General features: G+C 64.4%; 17 protein-coding genes and 4 tRNA genes. 3 read left to right on the top strand and 18 right to left on the bottom strand.

Annotation, left to right across the window (positions count from 1 at the left end):
- Positions 1-19 precede the first annotated feature (19 nt).
- Entirely contained in the window at positions 20-565 is a 546-nt protein-coding gene (locus tag ABI582_RS14360) for a cytochrome b (protein WP_442119493.1), read from the top strand.
- On the opposite strand, the gene ABI582_RS14355 is transcribed toward ABI582_RS14360, so the two are convergent.
- On the bottom strand, positions 556-1446 hold the full coding sequence (locus ABI582_RS14355) for a 1-aminocyclopropane-1-carboxylate deaminase/D-cysteine desulfhydrase (protein WP_338746546.1): 891 nt from the start codon (positions 1444-1446) through the stop codon (positions 556-558). The two genes, ABI582_RS14360 and ABI582_RS14355, sit on opposite strands and share 10 nt — an antisense overlap.
- A 51-nt stretch (positions 1447-1497) precedes the next feature.
- Entirely contained in the window at positions 1498-3534 is a 2037-nt protein-coding gene (locus ABI582_RS14350) for an oxidoreductase (protein ID WP_442119492.1), read from the bottom strand.
- 191 nt (positions 3535-3725) lie between these two features.
- Between ABI582_RS14350 and ABI582_RS14345 the strand changes: the two genes are divergently transcribed.
- Both ABI582_RS14345 and ABI582_RS14340 read left to right on the top strand, forming a co-directional pair.
- Positions 3726-4844 (top strand): nitrilase-related carbon-nitrogen hydrolase, encoded by a 1119-nt coding sequence (locus ABI582_RS14345; protein WP_442119491.1) that lies wholly within the window; start codon positions 3726-3728, stop codon positions 4842-4844.
- A gap of 4 nt (positions 4845-4848) precedes the next feature.
- Positions 4849-5889 (top strand): AraC family transcriptional regulator, encoded by a 1041-nt coding sequence (locus ABI582_RS14340; protein ID WP_442119490.1) that lies wholly within the window; start codon positions 4849-4851, stop codon positions 5887-5889.
- Between the two features lie 352 nt (positions 5890-6241).
- On the opposite strand, the gene ABI582_RS14335 is transcribed toward ABI582_RS14340, so the two are convergent.
- From ABI582_RS14335 to ABI582_RS14260, 16 genes are all read right to left on the bottom strand, one after another.
- Positions 6242-7072 carry a DUF2242 domain-containing protein gene (locus ABI582_RS14335; protein ID WP_442119489.1) on the bottom strand — a complete coding sequence of 277 codons (831 nt, stop codon included), beginning with the start codon at positions 7070-7072 and terminating at the stop codon, positions 6242-6244.
- A 198-nt stretch (positions 7073-7270) separates the two neighbouring features.
- Positions 7271-7347: transfer RNA gene (locus ABI582_RS14330), tRNA-Asp, on the bottom strand.
- A gap of 141 nt (positions 7348-7488) precedes the next feature.
- A tRNA-Asp gene (locus ABI582_RS14325) sits at positions 7489-7565 on the bottom strand.
- A 100-nt stretch (positions 7566-7665) separates the two neighbouring features.
- Positions 7666-7742 (bottom strand) — tRNA-Asp (locus ABI582_RS14320).
- 65 nt (positions 7743-7807) lie between these two features.
- A tRNA-Val gene (locus ABI582_RS14315) sits at positions 7808-7883 on the bottom strand.
- A gap of 148 nt (positions 7884-8031) precedes the next feature.
- The gene (locus ABI582_RS14310; protein ID WP_442119488.1) at positions 8032-8805 is read right to left on the bottom strand and encodes an SDR family oxidoreductase; all 774 of its coding nucleotides are present in this window, start codon (positions 8803-8805) and stop codon (positions 8032-8034) included.
- Positions 8802-10013, bottom strand: coding sequence for an O-succinylhomoserine sulfhydrylase (locus ABI582_RS14305; RefSeq protein ID WP_016500858.1), 1212 nt, complete (start codon positions 10011-10013; stop codon positions 8802-8804). The genes ABI582_RS14310 and ABI582_RS14305 overlap by 4 nt, the downstream gene beginning before the upstream one ends.
- 16 nt (positions 10014-10029) lie before the next feature.
- Complete coding sequence (purF, locus tag ABI582_RS14300) at positions 10030-11535, bottom strand: amidophosphoribosyltransferase (protein ID WP_016485526.1); 1506 nt, start codon at positions 11533-11535, stop codon at positions 10030-10032.
- A 42-nt stretch (positions 11536-11577) separates the two neighbouring features.
- Positions 11578-12135: a CvpA family protein gene (locus tag ABI582_RS14295; RefSeq protein WP_016500859.1), complete on the bottom strand. Its 558-nt coding sequence runs from the start codon at positions 12133-12135 to the stop codon at positions 11578-11580.
- Positions 12136-12295: 160 nt separating this feature from the next.
- Positions 12296-12961: an SPOR domain-containing protein gene (locus ABI582_RS14290; protein ID WP_338746539.1), complete on the bottom strand. Its 666-nt coding sequence runs from the start codon at positions 12959-12961 to the stop codon at positions 12296-12298.
- On the bottom strand, positions 12945-14252 hold the full coding sequence (folC, locus tag ABI582_RS14285) for a bifunctional tetrahydrofolate synthase/dihydrofolate synthase (protein ID WP_442119487.1): 1308 nt from the start codon (positions 14250-14252) through the stop codon (positions 12945-12947). The genes ABI582_RS14290 and folC overlap by 17 nt, the downstream gene beginning before the upstream one ends.
- Positions 14252-15145 carry an acetyl-CoA carboxylase, carboxyltransferase subunit beta gene (gene accD, locus ABI582_RS14280; RefSeq protein ID WP_012271202.1) on the bottom strand — a complete coding sequence of 298 codons (894 nt, stop codon included), beginning with the start codon at positions 15143-15145 and terminating at the stop codon, positions 14252-14254. Before accD ends, folC begins: the two co-directional genes overlap by 1 nt.
- A gap of 216 nt (positions 15146-15361) precedes the next feature.
- Positions 15362-15982 carry a phosphoribosylanthranilate isomerase gene (locus ABI582_RS14275; RefSeq protein ID WP_059395455.1) on the bottom strand — a complete coding sequence of 207 codons (621 nt, stop codon included), beginning with the start codon at positions 15980-15982 and terminating at the stop codon, positions 15362-15364.
- 61 nt (positions 15983-16043) lie between these two features.
- Complete coding sequence (gene truA, locus ABI582_RS14270; protein ID WP_442119486.1) at positions 16044-16904, bottom strand: tRNA pseudouridine(38-40) synthase TruA; 861 nt, start codon at positions 16902-16904, stop codon at positions 16044-16046.
- A 238-nt stretch (positions 16905-17142) separates the two neighbouring features.
- A complete protein-coding gene (locus ABI582_RS14265; RefSeq protein ID WP_442119485.1) occupies positions 17143-19896 on the bottom strand; it encodes a FimV/HubP family polar landmark protein in 2754 nt (917 codons plus the stop codon).
- 71 nt (positions 19897-19967) lie between these two features.
- Entirely contained in the window at positions 19968-20972 is a 1005-nt protein-coding gene (locus tag ABI582_RS14260) for an aspartate-semialdehyde dehydrogenase (protein ID WP_174370418.1), read from the bottom strand.
- Positions 20973-21165: the final 193 nt, after the last annotated feature.

Below are 21165 nucleotides of genomic sequence, written 5' to 3'. Positions count from 1 at the left end.
CTGATGACGAGGACCGATCATGGTTTCATCCCCCCCCGCGCCCCATTACGCGCGCCTGTCCATCGCCCTGCATTGGCTGATGCTGGTGCTGCTGGCTGCTGTCTATGCACTCATCGAACTGCGTGGCCTGTTCCCCAAGGACAGTGCCGAACGCAACCTGATGAAGGACCTGCACTTCATGCTCGGGCTCAGCGTATTTGTGCTGGTCTGGCTGCGCCTGGCCATGCGCCTGAGCCGCCCTACCCCGCCCATCGTGCCCAAGCCGCCGGCCTGGCAGACCGGCCTTGCGCACCTGATGCACCTGGCGCTGTACCTGCTGATGATCGGCATGCCACTGGCCGGCTGGCTGATCCTCAGCGCCGCCGACAAACCCGTGCCGTTTTTCGGTCTGGAGCTGCCGCACCTGATCGGCCCGGACCCGGACCAGGCCAAGTTCATCAAAGGCTGGCATGAACGCGTGGGCAGCTGGGGCTACTGGTTGATCGGCCTGCACGCGGTGGCCGGGCTGTACCACCACTATGTGCAGCGCGACAACACGCTGCTGCGCATGCTGCCCTACAAGTAACCGCGCCGGCCCTGCAGGCCACCGGTGTGTACCACGATCAGGCGGGTGCCAGGCGCAAACAGCCCGGCCTCGACCTGATCACGCAGGGCCAGCAGGGCCTTGCCGGTGTAGAGGGCTTCAAGCGGTACACCGCTGTGCAGCTCGCACTCGGCGACGAAGGCCAGCAGCTCATCGTCGAATTTGCCAAAACCGCCACGGCAAGCGTCGTGTAGCTGGTAGCCATGCGCACCGGCCAATGCTGCCACCGCGTCCGGCACACCATGATCCCTGGGCACAGCCAGTGCGCCATGTACGGCATGTGCACCCGCCTCGGCCAGCACCAGGCCGGCCAAGGTAGTACCGGTTCCAGCAGCCAGCCACCAGGCATCGTAGCCCGGCCAGCCCAGTGCCGAGATCTGCGACCGCGCCTGCTGCATGATAAGGGCACAGCCCTGTGCACCGGCCGGCCCGCCGCCGCCTTCGGGGATGCAATGCCAGCCGGGGTAGCGTGCCTGCCAAGGCTCCCAGAACCCTGGTTGGTTGCGCTCGCGGTAGCCGCCATAGCCCAGCCAATGCAATTGCATGCCCAGCGCCTGCAGGTCACGCACGGTTGGCGTGTCCTGTGGATGGCCGCGCAGCAGGCCTGCCGTGGCAAAACCGAAGCGTTTGCCAGCGGCGGCCAGGGCGTGCAGGTGGTTGGAGTGGTTGCCGCCGAGGCTGATCAGGCCCGGGGCTTTGCTGACGCTGGCTTGCTGCAGGTGGTGGCGAAGCTTGAACCACTTGTTGCCGCTGACCAGTGGGTCGATCAGGTCCAGCCGCAGGATGGCGGCCTCGACCTTGGCAGTTGCCAGCCAAGGCAGGTTCAGGGGTTGCAGGGGCGCTTGAGGAAAGTCGAAAAGCATCGTGCGAGTTTACCAGCGAAATCCTGGGGCCGCTGTGCGGCCCCAGCAATCTCAGAGTTCAGCCGCCAACCTCGACCCCTGGTTGATCGCCCGTTTGGCATCCAGCTCGGCCGCCACATCGGCCCCGCCAATCAGGTGCACCGACTGCCCCGCCGCCACCAGGCCGTCCTGCAGCTCACGCAGCGGGTCCTGCCCGGCGCAGATCACCACGTTATCCACCGGCAGCACCTGCGGCTCACCGTCCGCCACGCGAATGTGCAAACCGGCATCGTCGATACCCAGGTACTCGACGCTGTTCAGCATCTGCACCCGCTTGTTCTTCAAACCGGTGCGGTGAATCCAGCCGGTCGTCTTGCCCAGGCCATCACCCACCTTGGACTTCTTGCGCTGCAACAGGTACACCTGGCGCGCCGGGGCATGCGGCTCGGCCTTGACCCCGGCCACGCCACCACGCGCCTCAAGACGGGTATCGATGCCCCACTCCTTCCAGAACGCCTCACGGTCCTGGCTGGTGGCCACGCCCTCATGCACCAGGTACTCGGACACATCGAAACCGATGCCACCCGCACCAATCACCGCAACCGCCTTGCCCACCGGCTTGCGCTCGAGCAGCACGTCCAGGTAGCTGAGCACCTTGGCATGCTCGACACCTGGGATGGCCGGGGTACGCGGTGCGATGCCGGTGGCCAGGATGATTTCGTCGTAGCCACCGCTCACCAGCGCCTGTATATCGACGCGGGTATTCAGGCGCAGGTCCACGCCCGTGCTTTTCACCTTGTTGCGGAAGTAGCGCAGGGTTTCAAAGAATTCTTCTTTTCCCGGCACCCGCTTGGCCACGTTGAACTGGCCACCGATTTCGCTGGCGGCGTCAAACAGGGTCACCGTGTGGCCCCGCTCGGCCGCCACGGTGGCCGCTGCCAAACCGGCCGGGCCGGCGCCGACCACGGCAATGCGCTTCACTGCCCGCACGGGCAGGTAGTTGAGCTCGGTTTCGTGGCAGGCACGCGGGTTGACCAGGCAGCTGGTCAGCTTGCCGCCAAAAGTGTGGTCAAGGCAGGCCTGGTTGCAGCCGATGCAGGTATTGATCTCGTCGGCGCGGCCAGCCGCTGCCTTGTTGACGAAGTCCGGGTCGGCCAGGAACGGCCGGGCCATCGAAACCATGTCGGCATCGCCTTCGGCCAATACGGCTTCGGCCACTTCCGGCGTATTGATACGGTTGGTGGTGATCAACGGAATGCTCACCACGCCTCGGAGCTTGGCGGTGACCTTGCTAAATGCCGCACGCGGCACCTTGGTGGCAATGGTCGGGATGCGCGCTTCGTGCCAGCCGATGCCGGTGTTGATCAAGGTCGCGCCGGCCTGCTCGATGGCCTTGGCCAGCAGCTCGATCTCGTCCCAGGTGCTACCACCCTCGACCAGGTCGAGCATCGACAGGCGGAAGATGATGATGAAATTCGGCCCTACCGCGCCGCGCACCCGGCTGACGATTTCCACCGCCAGGCGCATGCGGTTTTCATAGCTGCCGCCCCAGCGGTCGGTGCGGTGGTTGGTGTGGGCAGCCAGGAACTGATTGATGAAGTAGCCTTCCGAACCCATGATCTCGACGCCGTCGTAGCCGGCGCGCTGGGCCAGTGCCGCGCAATTGACGAAGTCGGCGATCTGTTTCTCGATGCCCTCCTCGTCCAGCTCTTTGGGCTTGAACGGGTTGATCGGCGCCTGGATTGCGCTAGGTGCCACCTGCCGTGGGCTGTAGGCGTAGCGCCCGGCATGCAGGATCTGCAGGCACACCTTGCCACCGGCGGCGTGCACCGCTTCGGTGACGATGCGGTGCTTGTCGGCTTCTTCCTCGGTGCTGAGCTTGGCCGCGCCGGAATACACCCCGCCTTCATCGTTGGGCGCAATGCCGCCAGTGACCATCAGGCCGACGCCGCCCCGGGCGCGCTCGGCAAAGTACGCAGCCATGCGCTCGAAGCCGCCGGGGCGCTCTTCGAGGCCGGTGTGCATCGAGCCCATCAAGGTGCGGTTGCGCAAAGTGGTGAAGCCCAGGTCCAGCGGAGCGAGCAGGTGCGGGTAGCGGTCGGCGGCCATGGAAGGTCCCCTGGTGGCGTGATCACGGTATGCGGGCACCTCACTGGTCGGCGGGGCCCGTCGTTTGTCTGTCAGCGACATTAAACAGCCGTTTGAATTGGCTCAATGATCGAAACTGACAAGTTATTGATCCTGACGAACAGCAGGACTACGCTAGGGAACCCTCGTTTCTTAAGGCGTCGTCCTGTTTCATGCGAAAACTCCTGGCAAGCGCCCTGGCGCTGGTGATGATCGCTTCCCTCTGCGGCTACGGTTTCTGGACCCAACAGCGCCCGGAAGGCCACTACCTGTCCGACCTGCGCATCGAGCTGGCACTCAACCATGGCGTGCCGGGTGAACACGGCAACCTGCTGGGCGTCGAGCCGCTGCTGTACCCGGGCGACTACCAGAACCTGCAACGCCTGCACCGCAAGCTGGCAGCCTATCTGGAGCAGGCCCGTGCCCAGGGGCTGGTGGGCCCGCGCACGGTGGTGGTGCTGCCAGAGCACATCGGCACCTGGCTATGGGCACGCGGGGAAAAGAACGAGTTTTATCAGGTCACGCAAAGCCGCGAGGCCTTGCAATGGCTGGAGTTGAGCAACCCGCTGCGTTACGGCCTGGCCATGCTGGGTGCCGACGGCGACGATTGGCGCGCGGATGCACACCTGCGCATGAAGGCCGAGCAGATGGCCGCAGACTACCAACAGCTGTTCGGCGGGCTGGCCAAGGAATTCGGCGTCACCCTGGTGGCTGGTTCCATCGTGCTGCCTGCGCCCTACGTGAAACAGGGCGTGCTGCACGCCGGCAGTGGCCCGCTGTTCAACAGCAGCCTGGTGTTTGCCGGTGATGGCTCACTGCTGGGCCAGCCACAGCGCCAGCAGTTCCCCGACAGTGAAATGCGCCGCTACGTCCACGATGGCCGCCAACAACCCCTGCAAGTGGTGCAAACCCCTGCCGGGCGCCTGGGTGTACTGGTGGGCAGTGACAGCTGGTACCCGGAAAACCATCAGCAACTGGCACAACAATCGGTGCAACTGATCGCCAACCCGGTATTCCTCAGCGGCAAGGGCAGTTGGGAAGCGCCATGGCGTGGCAATCGCCACCAGCAGGCCAGCGCCGGGCTGCCCTTGCAACGTGGCGAAGTCAGCGAACAGAGCGCCTGGCAACGCCTGACCGAGGCCGCAGGGGCCAGCGTCAGCAGCATGAGCGTGTTCATGCGCGGGCAGTTCTGGGAACAGGCCAGCGACGGCCAGGGCTTTGCCCGCCAGTCGGGTGAGTTGCTGGCGGGTACCCCCAGCCATGGCGCTCGCCTGCTGAACCTGTGGCTGTAGGCCCATGGCCCGCCCCCGCGTACGCCTGGGCGAGCTTTCGGTAGGCTTTGTTCAGCCGCTGACAGAGGCCCTGCGCGAACTGGGGCACGACCCCGAACCGCTGCTGCGCCGCTATGGTCTGGATGCGCCCCGCCTTGCCGAAGCTGGCGCGCGCTTGTCGATCCCCCGTTACATGCACCTGGGCCACGCCGCCATCGAGCTGAGTGGCGAGGCCGCGCTGGGCCTTCACATGGGGCGCCTGAGCCGGCTGGCGCATGCCGGCCTGGCCGGGGTCACCGCCGCCCAGGCGCCGACCCTAGGCGATGCGGCGCGCACCCTGCTGCGCTTCGAACCGCTGTATGCGGCCAACTACCGTGGCCATTCCAGCTTCGAGGAAGATGCCCAGGGCGCCTGGTTGCGCTTCTACTCCATCAGCCCCTACAACGCCTACAACCGCTTCGTGGTCGATTCACTGCTTGCCGGCTGGCTGGCGCAGCTTGCCGATCTGGCTGGCACAGCGGTGCAGGCGGAGCGCCTGGACATCGAATTTACCGCGCCCCCCTATGCGGCGCGCTATCAGGCGCTGTGCAGCGCACCCGTGCAGTTCGCGGCCGAGGGCAACCAGCTGCGCCTGAGCCGCGCGACACTGCAGCTGGCCAACCCCAGGCACTGCCCGAGCACCTGGCAGCACCTGCTGCAATTGTGTGAGGCGCAGATGCAGCAGCTTACGCGGGTGCGCAGCCTGGGTGAGCGCATTACTCACCTGCTGGGCCCGCTGCTCAATGGCGGCCGTGAACCGGACCTGGAAGAAGTGGCGCTGCACTTGCAGTTGCCCACCTGGACCCTGCGCCGCAAGCTGGCCGAGGAAGGCACGCGCTTTCGCGACTTGCTCAATGAAACGCGGCGCGACCTGGCCGAGACCTATATCCGTGACACGGAGCTGGCCTTTGGCGAGATTGCCTATCTGCTGGGGTTTGCTTCGGCCGAGGCCTTCCAGCGCGCGTTCAAGCGCTGGACGGGCCTTACGCCGGGGGAGTTTCGCCGCAGCCAGCGACGGGCGGGCTAAAGCTCGGTAGCGTCTTCAGCCGGTTCCGGGGTGTCCAGTTCATAAGCCTGGGTTTCGAGTAGTTCTTCCTGGTATTCGTCCATTGCCCTGCGTCCTCTTTACTCGTTTTGTCTTCGTAGGTATCACCTTCAGCCTAGGCAGGTTGGGTGAAGAGATGATGACAAGCTTATGAGTGGTAAACGTAGCAGGTGTTCAGGAAGTTATCGCGGGGTGTCTGTTACAGGGAATGTTCACAGCCTGCACCGGCCTCTTCGCGGGTAAACCCGCTCCCACAGGTACGCACAGATCTCAAATTCTGTGCAGTACCTGTGGGAGCGGGTTTACCCGCGAAGAGGCCGGTACAGGCAAACAGTCAAAGGGAAGGCGATGAGGCCTCGGCAGGCTGGGCTTCCTGCTGCACCTGAATCGGCGCTGCCTCGGCCGGCGGCGCGACAGGCTGCGAACCCTGGCTGTCATTCACCACCGGTGCCGCTGCTGCTTCACTGGCCGGGGCAACGGCCGTAGGCGCGGGTGCAACTTGCGCCACAGGTACGGCTTCCGGAGCCGGGGCAGGTGCCACCGGGTTCGCAGCCGCCTGCTCCGGCAGCCCCAGTTCGACCGCTGGCTTCTGGGCCTTGGGCGTCTCGACCTTGGCCTCTTCGACCTTCTTCGGCTTGGGCTTGGGCAGGTAGCTCTCTACCAAGGCGAAATACCGGTCATAGAACTGCGCTGCCGTTACCGTTTCGCTGGCCACCTTGACCATCGAGTCGTCGCTGGAGCCGATCGGCATCGATACCGAACCCAGCACACCCACCCCCAGGCTAGCCGAGGTGTTGGACTTTTTCAGCGCGTAACGGTCCTGCAGGGCGTTGGCGAACATGGTCGAACGCTGTTCGTCGCTTACATCTGGCGCACAGGTCACGTTGAAGCTGATCTGCAGGTGGTTCTCGCTGTTCTGCTGGAAGCTCTTGTTACCCACTACCTGGTTGGCGCCGCTGTTGGTGATGATGTAGCCCTGGCTGAGCAAGGCACGCCGGGCGGCCTCGCAAGAGCCGGCATCGCTCACTGGAAAACTGCGCGAGAAGGTACCCGAGTCATCGAAGTTCTCGTGCTCGTACACGGCGGTTTTTTTTGAGGAACAACCGGCCACCCCCGCCAGCACCAGGGCCAGCCCGAGCGCACCAAAGACGGAAGATCTGGTCATTGCGAATTCCGGGTAAGTCGAGAAGGTGCCTATTGTGCAACACAGCAGGCAGGCACAGGAACCATTGGTCGGTGAAGAGTGTGTCAGGTTGGTGTAAATCTGGGTAAAGGCGGGGGTTTCCAGCCGTAGAAACGAAAAAAGCGACCCGAAGGTCGCTTTTTCGTGCTTCAAGGCGTTCAAGGGGCCTTGAGGCTAAGATGGCGCAGCGGACGGGACTCGAACCCGCGACCCCCGGCGTGACAGGCCGGTATTCTAACCGACTGAACTACCGCTGCGTATCATTCAGGCTTGCGCCCGATTGAAACCTGGGTCTACCCTTCCGGCGCAATGGCCTCGGGGCAGGCACAAAAAAAGCGACAACAGGATCGCTTCATTTGTGTTTGCTTCAAGGTGTTCTAGGGACCTTGAAACGAAGATGGCGCAGCGGACGGGACTCGAACCCGCGACCCCCGGCGTGACAGGCCGGTATTCTAACCGACTGAACTACCGCTGCGTATCGTTCAGGCTTGCACCTGATTGAAACTGGGATCAGCCAAAGGCGTTTTGCCTTCTGGCTTCAGACCGGTGCATGGCACCCATCTGTTACTGAAAAATGGCGCAGCGGACGGGACTCGAACCCGCGACCCCCGGCGTGACAGGCCGGTATTCTAACCGACTGAACTACCGCTGCGCAGTGCGTTCCTCTCTGGCTATCGGCTTCTTGCGAAACCTTTGCACCAGGAACTTCTCAGGAAGTGGTGGGTGATGACGGGATCGAACCGCCGACCCTCTGCTTGTAAGGCAGATGCTCTCCCGGCTGAGCTAATCACCCTCGCGATGTTGCTTGTTGCGTTTGCTTCTCTGAGGCCGCGAAATTTACGCAGGTGGCGAAGCTAAGTCAATAGCCCCATTGAATTTTTTTCAAAAAAAGCAAAAACAGAAAAGGGACCTTTCGGTCCCCTTCCCTCACAGCGCCAAGCTCAGGTGTAGATCATCTTGCGGGTCATGCCGCCATCGACCACAAACTCCTGACCGGTGACAAACGCCGCCTGGCGCGACAACAGCCAGGCAACCATCGCCGCCACATCTTCCACGGTGCCTACCCTGCCCGTCGGGTGCTGGGCATGGTCGGCATCGGTCAACGGCTCGGCACGGCGCTGCGACGGGTCACGGGCATCGATCCAGCCCGGGCTCACTGCATTGACACGAATTTCCGGGCCCAGGCTCATGGCCAGGGCATGGGTCAAGGCCACCAGGCCACCCTTGCTCGCTGCGTAGGCCTCGGTGTCGGGCTCGGACTGCCGCGCCCGGGTAGAGGTGAGGTTGACGATGGCCCCGTTGTGCGCACGCAGGTACGGCGCACAATGCTTGGCCAGCAGCATCGGGCCATTGAGGTTAACCGCCAACACCCGGTTCCACTGTGCCAGGCTCAAGCTTTCCAGCGTCTGGTTGTGCGGGTTGGCGATGGCCGCATTGCACACCAGCGCGTCCAGCCGACCGAACTGCCCAAGCACTTCGGACACCCCGGCAATGACCTGGGCCTCGTCGGCGACGTCCATGGTGATGAACCAGGCGTTGTCGCCCAAGGCCTTGGCCACTTTGCCGCCACGCTGACGGTCCAGGTCGCTCAGCACCACCTGCCAGCCTTCACAGATCAGCCATGCGGCAATGCCCAGGCCGATGCCGCGCGCGGCACCGGTGACCAAGGCTACCCGGCCATTCTGGCCCGGGGTACTGCCGCGGATTTCGATCACAGTGCGGCCAGCCCGCGTGCAAGGTCAGCCTGCAGGTCAGCCACATCTTCCAGGCCCACGGCAACGCGGATCAGGCTGTCGCGGATACCGGCGGCCTCACGCTCCTGCGCCGACAGGCGGCCGTGGGAGGTGGTGGCCGGGTGGGCGATGGTTGTCTTGCTGTCACCCAGGTTGGTGGTGATGGAAATCACCCGGGTGGCGTCGATGAAGCGCCAGGCGCCCTCTTTGCCACCCTTGACCTCGAAGCTGACCACCGCGCCAAAGCCACTCATCTGGCGCTTGGCCAGTTCGTGCTGCGGGTGGCTGGGCAGGCCGGCGTAATGCACCTTCTCCACGCCGTCCTGCTGCTCCAGCCATTCGGCCAGGGCCTGGGCGCTTTCGCAGTGCGCACGCATGCGCAGGCGCAACGTTTCCAGGCCCTTGGTGAAGATCCAGGCATTGAACGGGCTGAGCGTCGGGCCTGCGGTACGCAGGAAGCCCACCACTTCTTTCATCTGTTCGGCACGGCCGGCAACCACGCCACCCATGCAACGGCCCTGGCCGTCGATGAACTTGGTAGCCGAGTGGAACACGATATCGGCACCCAGCTTCAGCGGCTGCTGCAGCGCCGGGGTACTGAAGCAGTTGTCCACCACCAGCATGGCACCGCGGGCATGGGCGATTTCACTGAGCGCGGTGATATCGACCAGCTCGGCCAGCGGGTTGGACGGCGACTCGACGATCAGCAGCTTGGTATTGGCCTTGATGGCCTTTTCCCAGCCGCCGAGGTCGACCAGTGGCACGTAGTCCACCTGCACGCCAAAGCGCTTGAAGTACTTCTCGAACAGGCTGATGGTCGAGCCGAACACGCTCTGCGACACCAGCACATGGTCACCGGCGCTGCACAGCGACATCACCACGGCCAGGATGGCTGCCATGCCAGTGGAGGTGCCCACGGCCTGCTCGGCGCCTTCCATGGCCGCCAGGCGCTCCTCGAAGGCACGCACCGACGGGTTGGTGTAACGCGAATAGACGTTGCCCGGCGTTTCACCGGCAAAGCGCGCGGCCGCGTCGGCGGCCGTGCGGAACACGTAGCTGGAGGTCAGGAACAGCGCTTCGCTGTGCTCGCCCTCGGGTGTACGGTGTTGACCGGCGCGCACCGCCAGGGTGTCGAAACCGACACCCTCGAGGTCGCTGTCCAGTCGCCCGGCATCCCATTGATCCGTCATGCCGTCGCTCCCTGAATCAGTTGTTGTAGAGGTCGATGATCGCGCTGACGGCCTGGTTCTTGACCTTGGCCAGGTCATTACGGGCCTGCTCGATACGTTCGAGGTAGGCATCGTCGATATCGCCGGTGACGTACTCACCGTTGAACACCGCGCAATCGAAGTGGTCGATCTTGATCTTGCCGCCACCGACCGAGTCGATCAGGTCTGGCAGGTCCTGATAGATCAGCCAGTCGGCGCCAATCAACTCGGCCACTTGTTCGGTGGTACGGTTGTGGGCGATCAGTTCGTGAACACTCGGCATGTCGATGCCGTAGACGTTGGGGTAGCGTACTGCCGGGGCTGCGGAGCAGAAGTAGACATTCTTGGCGCCGGCTTCGCGGGCCATCTGGATGATCTGCTTGCAGGTGGTGCCGCGCACGATCGAGTCGTCCACCAGCATCACGTTCTTGCCGCGGAATTCCAGTTCGATGGCGTTGAGCTTCTGGCGTACCGATTTCTTGCGCGCGGCCTGGCCGGGCATGATGAAGGTACGGCCGATGTAGCGGTTCTTGACGAAACCTTCGCGGAACTTGACGCCCAGGCGGTTGGCCAGCTCCAGCGCGGCAGTGCGGCTGGTGTCCGGGATCGGGATGACCACGTCGATATCGTGCTCCGGGCGCTCGCGCATGATCTTGTCGGCCAGTTTCTCACCCATGCGCAGCCGGGCCTTGTATACCGAAATACCGTCGATGATCGAGTCCGGGCGCGCCAGGTAGACGTGCTCGAAGATGCACGGCTGCAGTTTTGGCGATTCGGCGCACTGCTTGGTGAACAGCTGGCCTTCTTCGGTGATGTACACCGCTTCGCCCGGCGCCAGGTCGCGGATCAGGGTGAAGCCAAGCACGTCCAGGGCCACGCTTTCCGAGGCGATCATGTATTCCACGCCTTCGTCGGTGTGACGCTGGCCGAACACCACCGGGCGGATGCCGTGGGGGTCGCGGAAACCGACGATGCCATAACCGGTGACCATCGCCACCACGGCGTAACCGCCGACGCAGCGGCTGTGCACGTGGGAAACAGCAGCGAACACGTCTTCTTCGGTCGGCTGCAGCTTGCCGCGCACCGCCAGCTCATGGGCGAACACGTTCAGCAGCACTTCCGAGTCGGAGTTGGTGTTGACGTGGCGCAGGTCGGACTCGTAGATCTCCTTGGCCAACTGCTCGACGTTGGTCAGGTTGCCGTTGTGGGCCAGGGTGATGCCGTACGGCGAGTTGACGTAGAACGGCTGGGCCTCGGCCGAGGTCGAGCTGCCCGCAGTCGGGTAGCGCACGTGGCCAATGCCCATGCTGCCAACCAGGCGCTGCATGTGGCGCTGCTGGAAGACGTCGCGCACCAGGCCATTATCCTTGCGCAGGAACAACCGGCCGTCATGGCTGGTCACGATACCGGCAGCGTCCTGGCCGCGGTGCTGGAGGACCGTAAGCGCGTCATACAGCGCCTGATTGACGTTCGACTTACCGACGATACCGACGATGCCACACATGCGACGCAACCCCTACTTTGACGAAACTTGAGTGAATAGCGCTCAGGGCCGGGACGGACCGAGCAACTGTTCCTTGAACGGAAGATCAGCCGGAGCGCTGATCAACCCACTGGGCGACCACTGGCCGGTGAAACCCAGGATCAGGTTTTTCGACCAGTCGGCGACCAAGAGAAATTGTGGTATCAGGCGTGATTCCTGCCACCAGGTGTCTTGTTGAACAGGCCCCAGGCTGATCAGGCCGATGGCCACCACTACCAGCAAGGCCCCGCGCGCGGCGCCGAAGGCCATGCCCAGGAAACGATCGGTACCGGACAGCCCGGTCACACGGATCAGCTCGCCGACGAGGAAGTTGACCATGGCCCCCACCAGCAAGGTGGCGACGAAAAGAATGGCGCAGCCGGCGATGACGCGCATCGATGGCGTCTGGATATAGCTCTCAAGATACACCGAGAGCGAACCGCCGAACATCCAGGCAACCGCACCGGCAATGATCCAGATGAGCAAGGACAAGGCTTCCTTGACGAAGCCGCGCTTGAGACTGATCAGTGTGGAGACGGCGATGATCGCGATGATCGCCCAATCAACCAAGGTAAATGCCACGGTGCTGCCTGCAGACGTTTGAGGCGGCGCATTTTACCAGAGCGACGGGCTGGGAGTAAGCGGAATGTGGGGTGGATTGGTGTTGGGCGATTCGCGGGTAAACCCGCTCCCACAGGGGCCGGGTTTACCCGCGAATGGCCAGCAAGGCCGCTACTGGGTATCAGCTGCGTTCTGGCTGGAACCGCACCACAAAGCCCTTGAGGCTGTTCTGGCGGTTGATGGCGTCGCGCGTGCGCTCGGCTTCGGCCCGCTCGATCAGCGGCCCGACATACACCCGGTTCATCCCGCCCGCCGAGCGGATATAGGCGTTGTAGCCCTGACTGCGCAGCGTTTGCTGCAGCTTCTCGGCACCGGCACGGTTGGACAGGCTGGCCAACTGGATGGACCAGCTGACAGGCAAGCCATTGACGTCGATCTTCGAGGGGGCAGCTGGCTTGGCCACTGCCGTGGCAGGTGCCGGGGTGGCCGCCGGCTTCGGCTCGACCTTGGCTGCCGGGACCTGCGGTTTGGCCGGCTGAACCTGCGCCTGGGTCTGCGGCGATGGCGTGATTGGCTGGCTGGGCGTAGCGGCCGGCGCAGTGGACTCGTCGACCACCACCGGTGGCTGCTGCGGCTCTTCAGGAATGACCTGCGGCTCCGGCACGGCGACCGGCTCCACCTTCACTTCCGGCAGGCTTGGCATGGCCGGGGCCTGCGGGGCCTCGACGTGCACCTGGCGCATCTCGTCCTCGCGGGTGAACAGCATCGGCAGGAAAATCACCGCCAGCGCCACCAGCACCAGCGCACCCACCATGCGCTGTTTCATCCCTTTATCCAGCACTGCCATCTACTCCACCCTCCTGGGCGTGCCGCTCCAGCCACTCCAGCGCCTGGGCAACACAGAAAAACGAACCGAACAGCAGGACCTGATCATCCGCCGTCGCCAGAGCGCATTGCCCTTCAAGGGCGGCGTCGACGCTGGCATAAGACTTCACCGCAGCACCGAGGTTCGTCAAGGCCGTGGCCAGTTCCGCAGCCGGGCGGCTGCGGGGGGTATCCAGGGGCGCCACGGCCCAGTCGTCGACCAGGCCTTGCAGCGGCGCGACAACGCCGTCCAGGTCCTTGTCGGCGAGCAGGCCGAACACCGCCAGGCGACGCCCTTTGAGCGGCCGGGCCGCCAGGCGCCGAGCCAGGTACTCCGCTGCATGGGGGTTGTGCCCCACATCCAGCAGCAGCTCCACCGGCTTGCCCTGCCAGTTCAGCAGGCGGCGGTCGAGGCGGCCGGTGATGCGGGTATCCAGCAGTGCCTGGCGCACCTGCGCGGCATCCCACGGCAGCCCCGTCAGCAGGTAAGCCTGCAGGGCCAGCGTGGCGTTTTCCATGGGCAGGTCAAGCAAAGGCAGGTCACGCAGCTCAACCTGCGCACCATCAGCCGCCGTACCTCGCCAGCTCCAGTTGCCATCGGCACTGGCCAGATCGAAGTCGCGACCGCGCAGGAACAGCGGCGCTGCCAGTTCGGCGGCCTTGTCCAGCAACGGCTGCGGCGGGTCCAGGTCACCGCACAGGGCCGGCTTGCCCGCGCGGAAGATGCCGGCCTTCTCGAAGGCCACAAGCTCGCGAGTATCGCCCAGGTAATCGACATGGTCGACGCCGATACTGGTCACCAGGGCCAGGTCGGCATCCACCACGTTCACGGTGTCCAGGCGGCCACCAAGGCCCACTTCCAGCACCACGGCATCCAGCTGCGACTGGTAGAACAACCAGAACGCGGCCAGCGTGCCCATCTCGAAGTAGGTCAGGGAAATTTCGCCCCGCGCCGCCTCGACGGCGGCGAAGGCTTCGCACAGGCGCTCATCACTGGCCTCCTGGCCATCGATCACTACCCGCTCGTTGTAACGCAACAGGTGCGGCGAGCTGTACATGCCGACCTTGAGCCCCTGGGCGCGCAGCAGCGAGGCCACGAAGGCGCAGGTCGAGCCCTTGCCGTTGGTGCCGGTCACCGTCACCACGCGTGGCGCCAGCTTGCCCAGCGCCAGCCGGGCAAGCACCTTCTGCGACCGCTCCAGGCCCATGTCGATGGCCGAGGGGTGCAACTGCTCGAGGTAGGCGAGCCATTCGCCCAGGGATCGTTGTTTCATCACGCGACGGCAGCCGCCTCACGTGCCTGCTCCGGGGTGTCCTGGCCGGTCATCTGCGCCAGCAGGCGGGCCAGGCGCGGGCGCAGTTCGCCACGGGAGATGATCAGGTCGATAGCACCGTGCTCCAGCAGGAACTCGCTGCGCTGGAAGCCTTCTGGCAGCTTCTCGCGTACGGTCTGCTCGATCACACGTGGGCCGGCGAAGCCGATCAGGGCCTTTGGCTCACCGACGATGACGTCGCCGAGCATCGCCAGGCTGGCGGAAACGCCGCCGTACACCGGGTCGGTCAGCACCGAGATGAACGGGATGCCTTCTTCGCGCAGGCGCGCCAGCACGGCCGAGGTCTTGGCCATCTGCATCAGCGAGATCAGTGCTTCCTGCATGCGCGCGCCGCCCGAAGCGGAGAAGCAGACCATTGGGCAGCGGTGTTCCAGGGCGTAGTTGGCCGCACGCACGAAGCGCTCACCGACGATGGCACCCATGGAGCCGCCCATGAACGAGAATTCGAAGGCGCTGACCACGATCGGCATGCCCATCAGGGTGCCGCTCATGGAGATCAGCGCGTCTTTTTCGCCGGTCTGCTTCTGGGCGCCGGTCAGGCGGTCCTTGTACTTCTTGCCGTCACGGAACTTCAGGCGGTCGACCGGCTCCAGGTCGGCACCCAGTTCGGCACGGCCTTCCGCGTCGAGGAAGATATCGATGCGCGCACGTGCGCCGATGCGCATGTGGTGGTTGCACTTGGGGCAGACATCCAGGGTCTTTTCCAGCTCCGGACGATACAGCACGGCCTCGCAGGACGGGCACTTGTGCCACAGGCCCTCAGGCACCGAGCTCTTCTTCACCTCGGAACGCATGATCGAAGGGATCAGTTTGTCGACTAACCAGTTGCTCATGCTTTCTTTCTCCAGTATTGGCAGGCGGGGGTCGGCTTCACCGGCCCTGCCCTGCCCTTGAGCTCAAAATCTTTTATGAAACGATGATGGACCGGCCGCCGGGGCTTCCAGCGTGCCACTCCACCGCTAATGTGTTGTTGTGCCGCCACCGGCGGCTGCCCCGCAGGGCTGCGAAAGCTATGGACGATGGCGCGCAGCCAGCCGTCACATCTGCCATCACGCCTGTTTCACCGCCTGCATGAAGGCCTCGATTTTCGCCGCGTCCTTGATGCCCTTGGCCTGTTCGACGCCACCGCTGACATCCACCGCATAAGGCCGCACCTGGGCGATGGCCTGGCCGACGTTATCCGCCGACAGCCCGCCCGCCAGGATGATGGGCTTGCTCAGGTGTGCCGGCACCAGTGACCAGTCGAACGCCTCACCGGTTCCCCCGGGCACGCCTGCCACATAGGTGTCCAGCAATATGCCGCGGGCCCCTGCGTAAAGCTGGCAGGCTGCCTCCAGGTCGTCGCCCGGGCGTACGCGCAGGGCCTTTATCCAGGGGCGGTGGTAGCCTTCGCAGTCTTGCGGGGTTTCATCGCCGTGGAACTGTAGCAGGTCCAGCGGAACCACTTCGAGGATCTCGTTCAGCTCGCAACGCGAAGCGTTGACAAACAGCCCGACCGTGGTCACGAACGGCGGCAACTCGGCAATGATCGCCCGTGCCTGGCGCACGTCCACGGCCCGCGGGCTCTTGGCATAGAAGACAAAGCCGATGGCATCGGCACCCGCTTGGGCAGCGGCCAGTGCGTCTTCGATACGGGTAATCCCGCAGATCTTGCTGCGAACATTGCTCATGGACAGCGAACCCTGATTGTTACGGTGAAAGGCCGGATGTTAGCAAATGGCTTTTCGTCCGTCAGTCTGCCAACGCTTCGTAGCCGGTCAAAAAGTGTGGGCCGATGTAACGCTGGGGCAGCACATATTCCTCGGGGTACTCCACCTTGACCAGGTAAAGCCCGTACGGATGAGCGGTGACCCCGGCTTCACGGCGGTCGCGCCCTTCCAGTACTTCACGCGCCCAGGTGACCGGGCGCTCGCCGGCGCCGATGGCTGTCAGCACACCGACAATGTTACGCACCATGTGGTGCAGGAAGGCGGTGGCGCGCACGTCCAGCACGATCATCTGGCCATGGCGGGTAACGCGCAGGTGGTAGATGTGCTTGATCGGCGACTTGGCCTGGCACTGGCTGGCGCGAAAGGCGCTGAAGTCGTGGGTGCCAAGCAGGAACTGCGCCGCTTCGGCCATGCGCTCGACATCCAGCAGGCGGTGGTTCCAGGTCACTTCCTCGGCCAGGTGCGCCGGGCGGATCGGGTCGTTGTAGATGACGTAGCGGTAGCGCCGGGCACACGCCTTGAAGCGGGCATGGAAGTCGGCCGGCATCGGCCGCGACCAGACCACGCTGATGTCGTGCGGCAGGTTGAAGTTGGTGCCCAGGGTCCAGGCGCGCTCGTCGCGTACGGCACGGGTATCGAAATGCACGATCTGCCCGCAGCCATGCACGCCGGCATCGGTGCGCCCGGCACAGATCACCGAAATCGGTTCGTTGGCGACCTTGGACAACGCTTGTTCCAGCGCTTGCTGGACACTGGGCACTCCACTGGCCTGACGCTGCCAGCCGCGGTAGCGGGCGCCCTTGTATTCCACGCCCAGGGCGATTCGGGAGTAGCCTTCGGCCGCGGATTCGGCAGTAGCGGTGTCGATGATGTCCAAGCGCATGAAACCTGTGGGGTGTACGGAATGGCGGGGATTATAACGACAACGGCAGCCGTGTAGGGCTGCCGTTGTTCATGGCACATCAAGCTGACGCAGCCCCTGTAGGAGCGGCCTTGTGTCGCGATGGGCCGCAACGCGGCCCCAGATTTTCAGCATCGCGCAGATATCGGCGGGGCCGCTATGCGGCCCGTTCGCGACACAAGGCCGCTCCTACAGGCACTGAACCGCCTGCGCAAGCGCATCAGACCAGGCGAGAGAGCATGTCCTCGGCTTCCTGGCGCTGGGTGTCGTCGCCGTCCTTGACCACTTCATCAAGGATGTCGCGCGCGCCCTGGTTGTCGCCCATGTCGATGTAGGCGCGGGCCAGGTCGAGCTTGGTGGCTACTTCGTCACTGCCGGAGAAGAAGTCGAAGTCCAGGTCGTCCAAAGGCTCGGGCTCAGGCTGCGCAACCGCGTCCTCGCTGGTGAAGTGTGGCTCCAGCGATGGCGATTCGAGGCTCTGCGACAGCTTGTCCAGCTCGGCGTTGACGTCGTCCAGTTCCGAGGCAAAGCTTTTGGCGGCCGGCGAATCGTCGTCCAGCGACAGCGACAGGTCGAAGTCCGACGGCATGTCGAACTCGGACACCGGGTCAAACTCCGGCACGCTGTCGAAGGCAGCCAGTTCGGCGGCGACGTCCACCGGGGCCTCTTCCACCGCTTGCGGGGCGGCCGGGGCAACCGGCTCAGTGACATCGAGGTCGAAATCGGACAGGTCCACGGCAGGCTGTGGCTCTGCCTGGGCCAGCATGGCCTCGAAGTCAGCGTCGGCGTCGGCTTGCAGTTCGGCATCCACGGCAAACGGCTGCTCTTCTGGCTGAACCTCTTCCAGCGCTGGCTCATCCAGCACAGGCTCGGCAATTACCAGCTCGTCGGGTACGGGTTCCTGTGCCGCCGGCTCGTCCAGCAACGGCGCTGCCAGCGGGTCTTCTTCTGGCAGGTCTTCACCCAGGCTCAGGTCAAAGTCACTGTCCAGGTCCTGTTCATCCAGGCCCGGCGCATCAAGGGTCGGCACTTCTTCGAAGGCATCTAGCTCGGCTTCAGGTTCTGCTTGCGCCAAAACTTCCGGCTCAGCGCCTGCCTCTGGCTCGAACTCAGGCACCTCGTCAGGCACCACATCGGCAACCACCGGCGCCTCAGGCTCGTCGTGCAGCAGCTCCTGCACATACTGCTCATCCATTTCGGCAGCCAGTGCCGCCGCACCCAGGCCAGCCGCGGCCAGGCCAAGCATGGCCGGGTAACGTTCTTTCAGCCCGGCAACCTGGGCAGTGTTCTGCTCGCTGGCCGGCAGCTTGCGCTCCTGTTCGGCGAACGCGCTCTGGTCACCCTGGCGGGCGTACACATCCATGAGTTTCAGGCGCAGGTCGTCACGCTCTGGCGCGGCGGCCACAGCGGGCTCCAGCAGTTCGGTGGCGCGGTTCAGGCGGCCCTCGGCCAGGCATTGATCGACTTCGGCAAACAGCGCGGCGTGCGGGTCTGCGTACGGCTCGGCCTCGAGTTCTGCCTCGGCGGCTGGCGCTGCCACTTTCTCCGCAGCAACGGCAGCGGCAGCCGAAGCTGCGACCACGGCTGGCGACAAGGTCACGCTCGGCTCCGAGACTTCGACGCCGTCGAGGCTCTCGGTATCGGTGTCAAAACCTGGGGCTTGCTCTTCTTCCAGCGCCCGCGCCATGCGCAGGTGCTTTTCAGCTTCTTGCTGGGCCTTGCGCTTGCGCGCCAGCAACCACAGCAGCAACGCCAGCACCAGAATGCTGGAGCCGGCAATCAGCCAAAGCAGCCACGGGTTGCCCAGGATCTGGTCGAGTGCACCGCCCGGCTGGCTGGCGGGCGCTGGATTGGCGGCTGGCTCCGGCTTGGGCGCGGTATCGACCGCAGCTGGTGCCGGCTTGACCACCGGCTGAGCTGCCGCTGCTGGCTGCGTCGGCGTTGCAGCAGCCACTGCCGGGGCGGCTGCACCCTGGGCTTCAAGGCGCGCCAGCTGGTCGTTCTTCAGCTCGATCAGACGCTGCAGCTTGTCCAGCTGGCTCTGCAGGTCGGTCATGCGGCTTTTCAGTTCGTCGTTGTCGCGGCGGCTGGTGTCCAGGCTTTCCTGGGCCACGGCCAGCTTGTCGTTGAGTGCCTTGGCCTGGCCGGCACCGGTCTGGTTACCCGGGCTTACCAGTCGCAGGTTGTCACCCTGGGCGATGCGCGCCGGGGCAGCTTCGGCGGCGCCACGGCGGGTAGCGTCGAGCTGGCGGGCACGCGGGCCCAGGCGGCGGCCTTCACGCCAGGCGGCATACTGTTCGGCCACCTCGCTGTTTGCCTCGCCCTGGGCAATGTTCTGGATCTGCTGCTGATCGGGCAGGCGCAGTACCTGGCCAACCTTCAGCTGGTTGATGTTGTTGCCGATGAAGGCGTCGGGGTTCAGCGCCTGGATCGCGATCATGGTCTGCTGGATCGAGCCACCCTGGGTGTTGCGCGCAGCAATTTGCCACAGGGTGTCGCGGCGTTGGGTGGTGTAGCTGCTGGCACCGGTTGTGGCCGGTGTGACATTGCCTGCTGCTGGCTTGTCGCCCTGGGCCTTGGCCTGGTCGAGCAGCACGCTGTAGTCGCGCAGCAGGCGGCCCTGCGGCCACATCACCTGGACCAGGAACTTGACCACTGGCCCCGGCAGCGGCTGGCTGGAGGTAACCCGCAGCACGCTCTTGCCGTTGGGGTTGATCACCGGTGTGAAGGTCAGGTCTTCGAGGTAGGTCGGAAACGCCACCCCGGCCTTGCTGAACTCTTCCGGTGGCGCCAGGCTTGGCGCCACTTCGGCGGCCTTGAGGTCGCGCACGTCGAGCAACTCGATCTCGGCGTCCAGCGGCTGATTCTGTGCCGACTTCAGGGTCAGCTCCCCCAGGCCCAGCGCATTCGCCATGCCAGACGACAGCGCGGATGCTGCAGCCATGGCCAGAACCAGTTTGCGAATTCGAAGCATGACCTCTTCCCTTGTATGAATCGTCCCGAAACCTGCAAGCAGAGCAGGACAAAAGTGCTCGCCAGTATCTTTTACGGCATCTGTTTAATCAACAATTGTGCCACTTGCACGGCATTGAGCGCGGCGCCTTTGCGCACGTTGTCGGTGGTCAGCCAGAGGTTGAGCTGCTGGTCTTCATCAACACCGTGACGTACACGACCAACATAGACCACGTCTTGGCCCACTGCGTCACCGACCGGGGTCGGATAATCATCACGTTCCACCAGCTCGACACTATCAGCTGCCTCCAGTGCCTGGTTGACCGCTGCCAGGTCGACCGGGCGACGGCTCTGCACGGCCACACTGAAGCTATCGCCGAAAAACACCGGGACTTGAACGCAGCTCACCGAAATCTTCAATTCAGGCATGCCCAGCAGCACGCGCAACTCGCTGACCAGGCGGCGCTCCGGCGCTGTATGGCCTTGCTCATCGGCGGCCCCCACCTGGGCCAGCAGGTTGAATGCCACCTGGCGGTCGAAGAAGCGTGGCTCCAGCGGCCGGGCATTGAGTAGCTCAGCAGTTTGCCGGGCCAGTTCGCTGACCGCTTCGCGGCCTTGCGCGGACACCGCCAGCGACGCCATCACCTGCACCCGCTCAATGTCCAGCAGGCCCTTGAGCGGTGCCAGCGCAACCGCCACGGCAACCGCGGCCGAGCATGGGCTGACGATGCGTGCCGGCAGCGCCAGGCCGGCCAGGCGCTCTGCATTGGCCTCAGGCACCAGTGCCAGGGCGTCGTCCAGGCCACCAGACAGATCGATGACCGTGCAGCCCGCCTGCAGCGCCTTGCTGGCAAAGCTGCGGCTGACTGCGGCGCCAGTGGCGAAGAAGGCCAGCTTGACCTGGGCAAAGTCGAAGCTGTCCACTTCACGCACCTTGAGCTTCTTGCCGGCGAACATCACGCTGCTGCCTGCCGACTCCATGCTGGCCAGCAGGTGCAATGTGCCGACCGGGAACGCCAGTTCTTCGAGGATCTGCACCAAGGCTTCACCGACGCTGCCGGTGGCGCCGACGACGGCGATGTCCAAAGGGTGTGTCATGGTAGGGATCCTCTTGCAGAAAACGGCGGGGGCGGCACTTTACTCGGATTGTAGGAGTTTGTCTGTGCTGGCCGTATCTTCGTCGCTGTGGGTTGCGTGAGGGCTAGCGGGGATGGCTTGGGATTTGCGGTGTTTGTGAGATAGAGCGCCGCCCGCGCAGCTCGCGATGCGCCGCGCGGGCGGCGCTCGATCT

This window comes from Pseudomonas sp. SAS7 (assembly GCF_052112345.1).
Classification (GTDB): Bacteria; Pseudomonadota; Gammaproteobacteria; order Pseudomonadales; family Pseudomonadaceae; genus Aquipseudomonas; species Aquipseudomonas putida_Q.
This window is presented reverse-complemented; position numbering and strand designations above follow the sequence as displayed.

Coding starts and splice junctions, on each gene's coding strand:
- ABI582_RS14360 (WP_442119493.1), top strand. CDS start 20: ATGGTTTCATCCCCCCCCGCGCCCCATTACGCGCGCCTGTCCATCGCC.
- ABI582_RS14355 (WP_338746546.1), bottom strand. CDS start 1,446: ATGCTTTTCGACTTTCCTCAAGCGCCCCTGCAACCCCTGAACCTGCCT.
- ABI582_RS14350 (WP_442119492.1), bottom strand. CDS start 3,534: ATGGCCGCCGACCGCTACCCGCACCTGCTCGCTCCGCTGGACCTGGGC.
- ABI582_RS14345 (WP_442119491.1), top strand. CDS start 3,726: ATGCGAAAACTCCTGGCAAGCGCCCTGGCGCTGGTGATGATCGCTTCC.
- ABI582_RS14340 (WP_442119490.1), top strand. CDS start 4,849: ATGGCCCGCCCCCGCGTACGCCTGGGCGAGCTTTCGGTAGGCTTTGTT.
- ABI582_RS14335 (WP_442119489.1), bottom strand. CDS start 7,072: ATGACCAGATCTTCCGTCTTTGGTGCGCTCGGGCTGGCCCTGGTGCTG.
- ABI582_RS14305 (WP_016500858.1), bottom strand. CDS start 10,013: ATGACGGATCAATGGGATGCCGGGCGACTGGACAGCGACCTCGAGGGT.
- purF (WP_016485526.1), bottom strand. CDS start 11,535: ATGTGTGGCATCGTCGGTATCGTCGGTAAGTCGAACGTCAATCAGGCG.
- ABI582_RS14290 (WP_338746539.1), bottom strand. CDS start 12,961: ATGGCAGTGCTGGATAAAGGGATGAAACAGCGCATGGTGGGTGCGCTG.
- folC (WP_442119487.1), bottom strand. CDS start 14,252: ATGAAACAACGATCCCTGGGCGAATGGCTCGCCTACCTCGAGCAGTTG.
- accD (WP_012271202.1), bottom strand. CDS start 15,145: ATGAGCAACTGGTTAGTCGACAAACTGATCCCTTCGATCATGCGTTCC.
- ABI582_RS14275 (WP_059395455.1), bottom strand. CDS start 15,982: ATGAGCAATGTTCGCAGCAAGATCTGCGGGATTACCCGTATCGAAGAC.
- truA (WP_442119486.1), bottom strand. CDS start 16,904: ATGCGCTTGGACATCATCGACACCGCTACTGCCGAATCCGCGGCCGAA.
- ABI582_RS14265 (WP_442119485.1), bottom strand. CDS start 19,896: ATGCTTCGAATTCGCAAACTGGTTCTGGCCATGGCTGCAGCATCCGCG.
- ABI582_RS14260 (WP_174370418.1), bottom strand. CDS start 20,972: ATGACACACCCTTTGGACATCGCCGTCGTCGGCGCCACCGGCAGCGTC.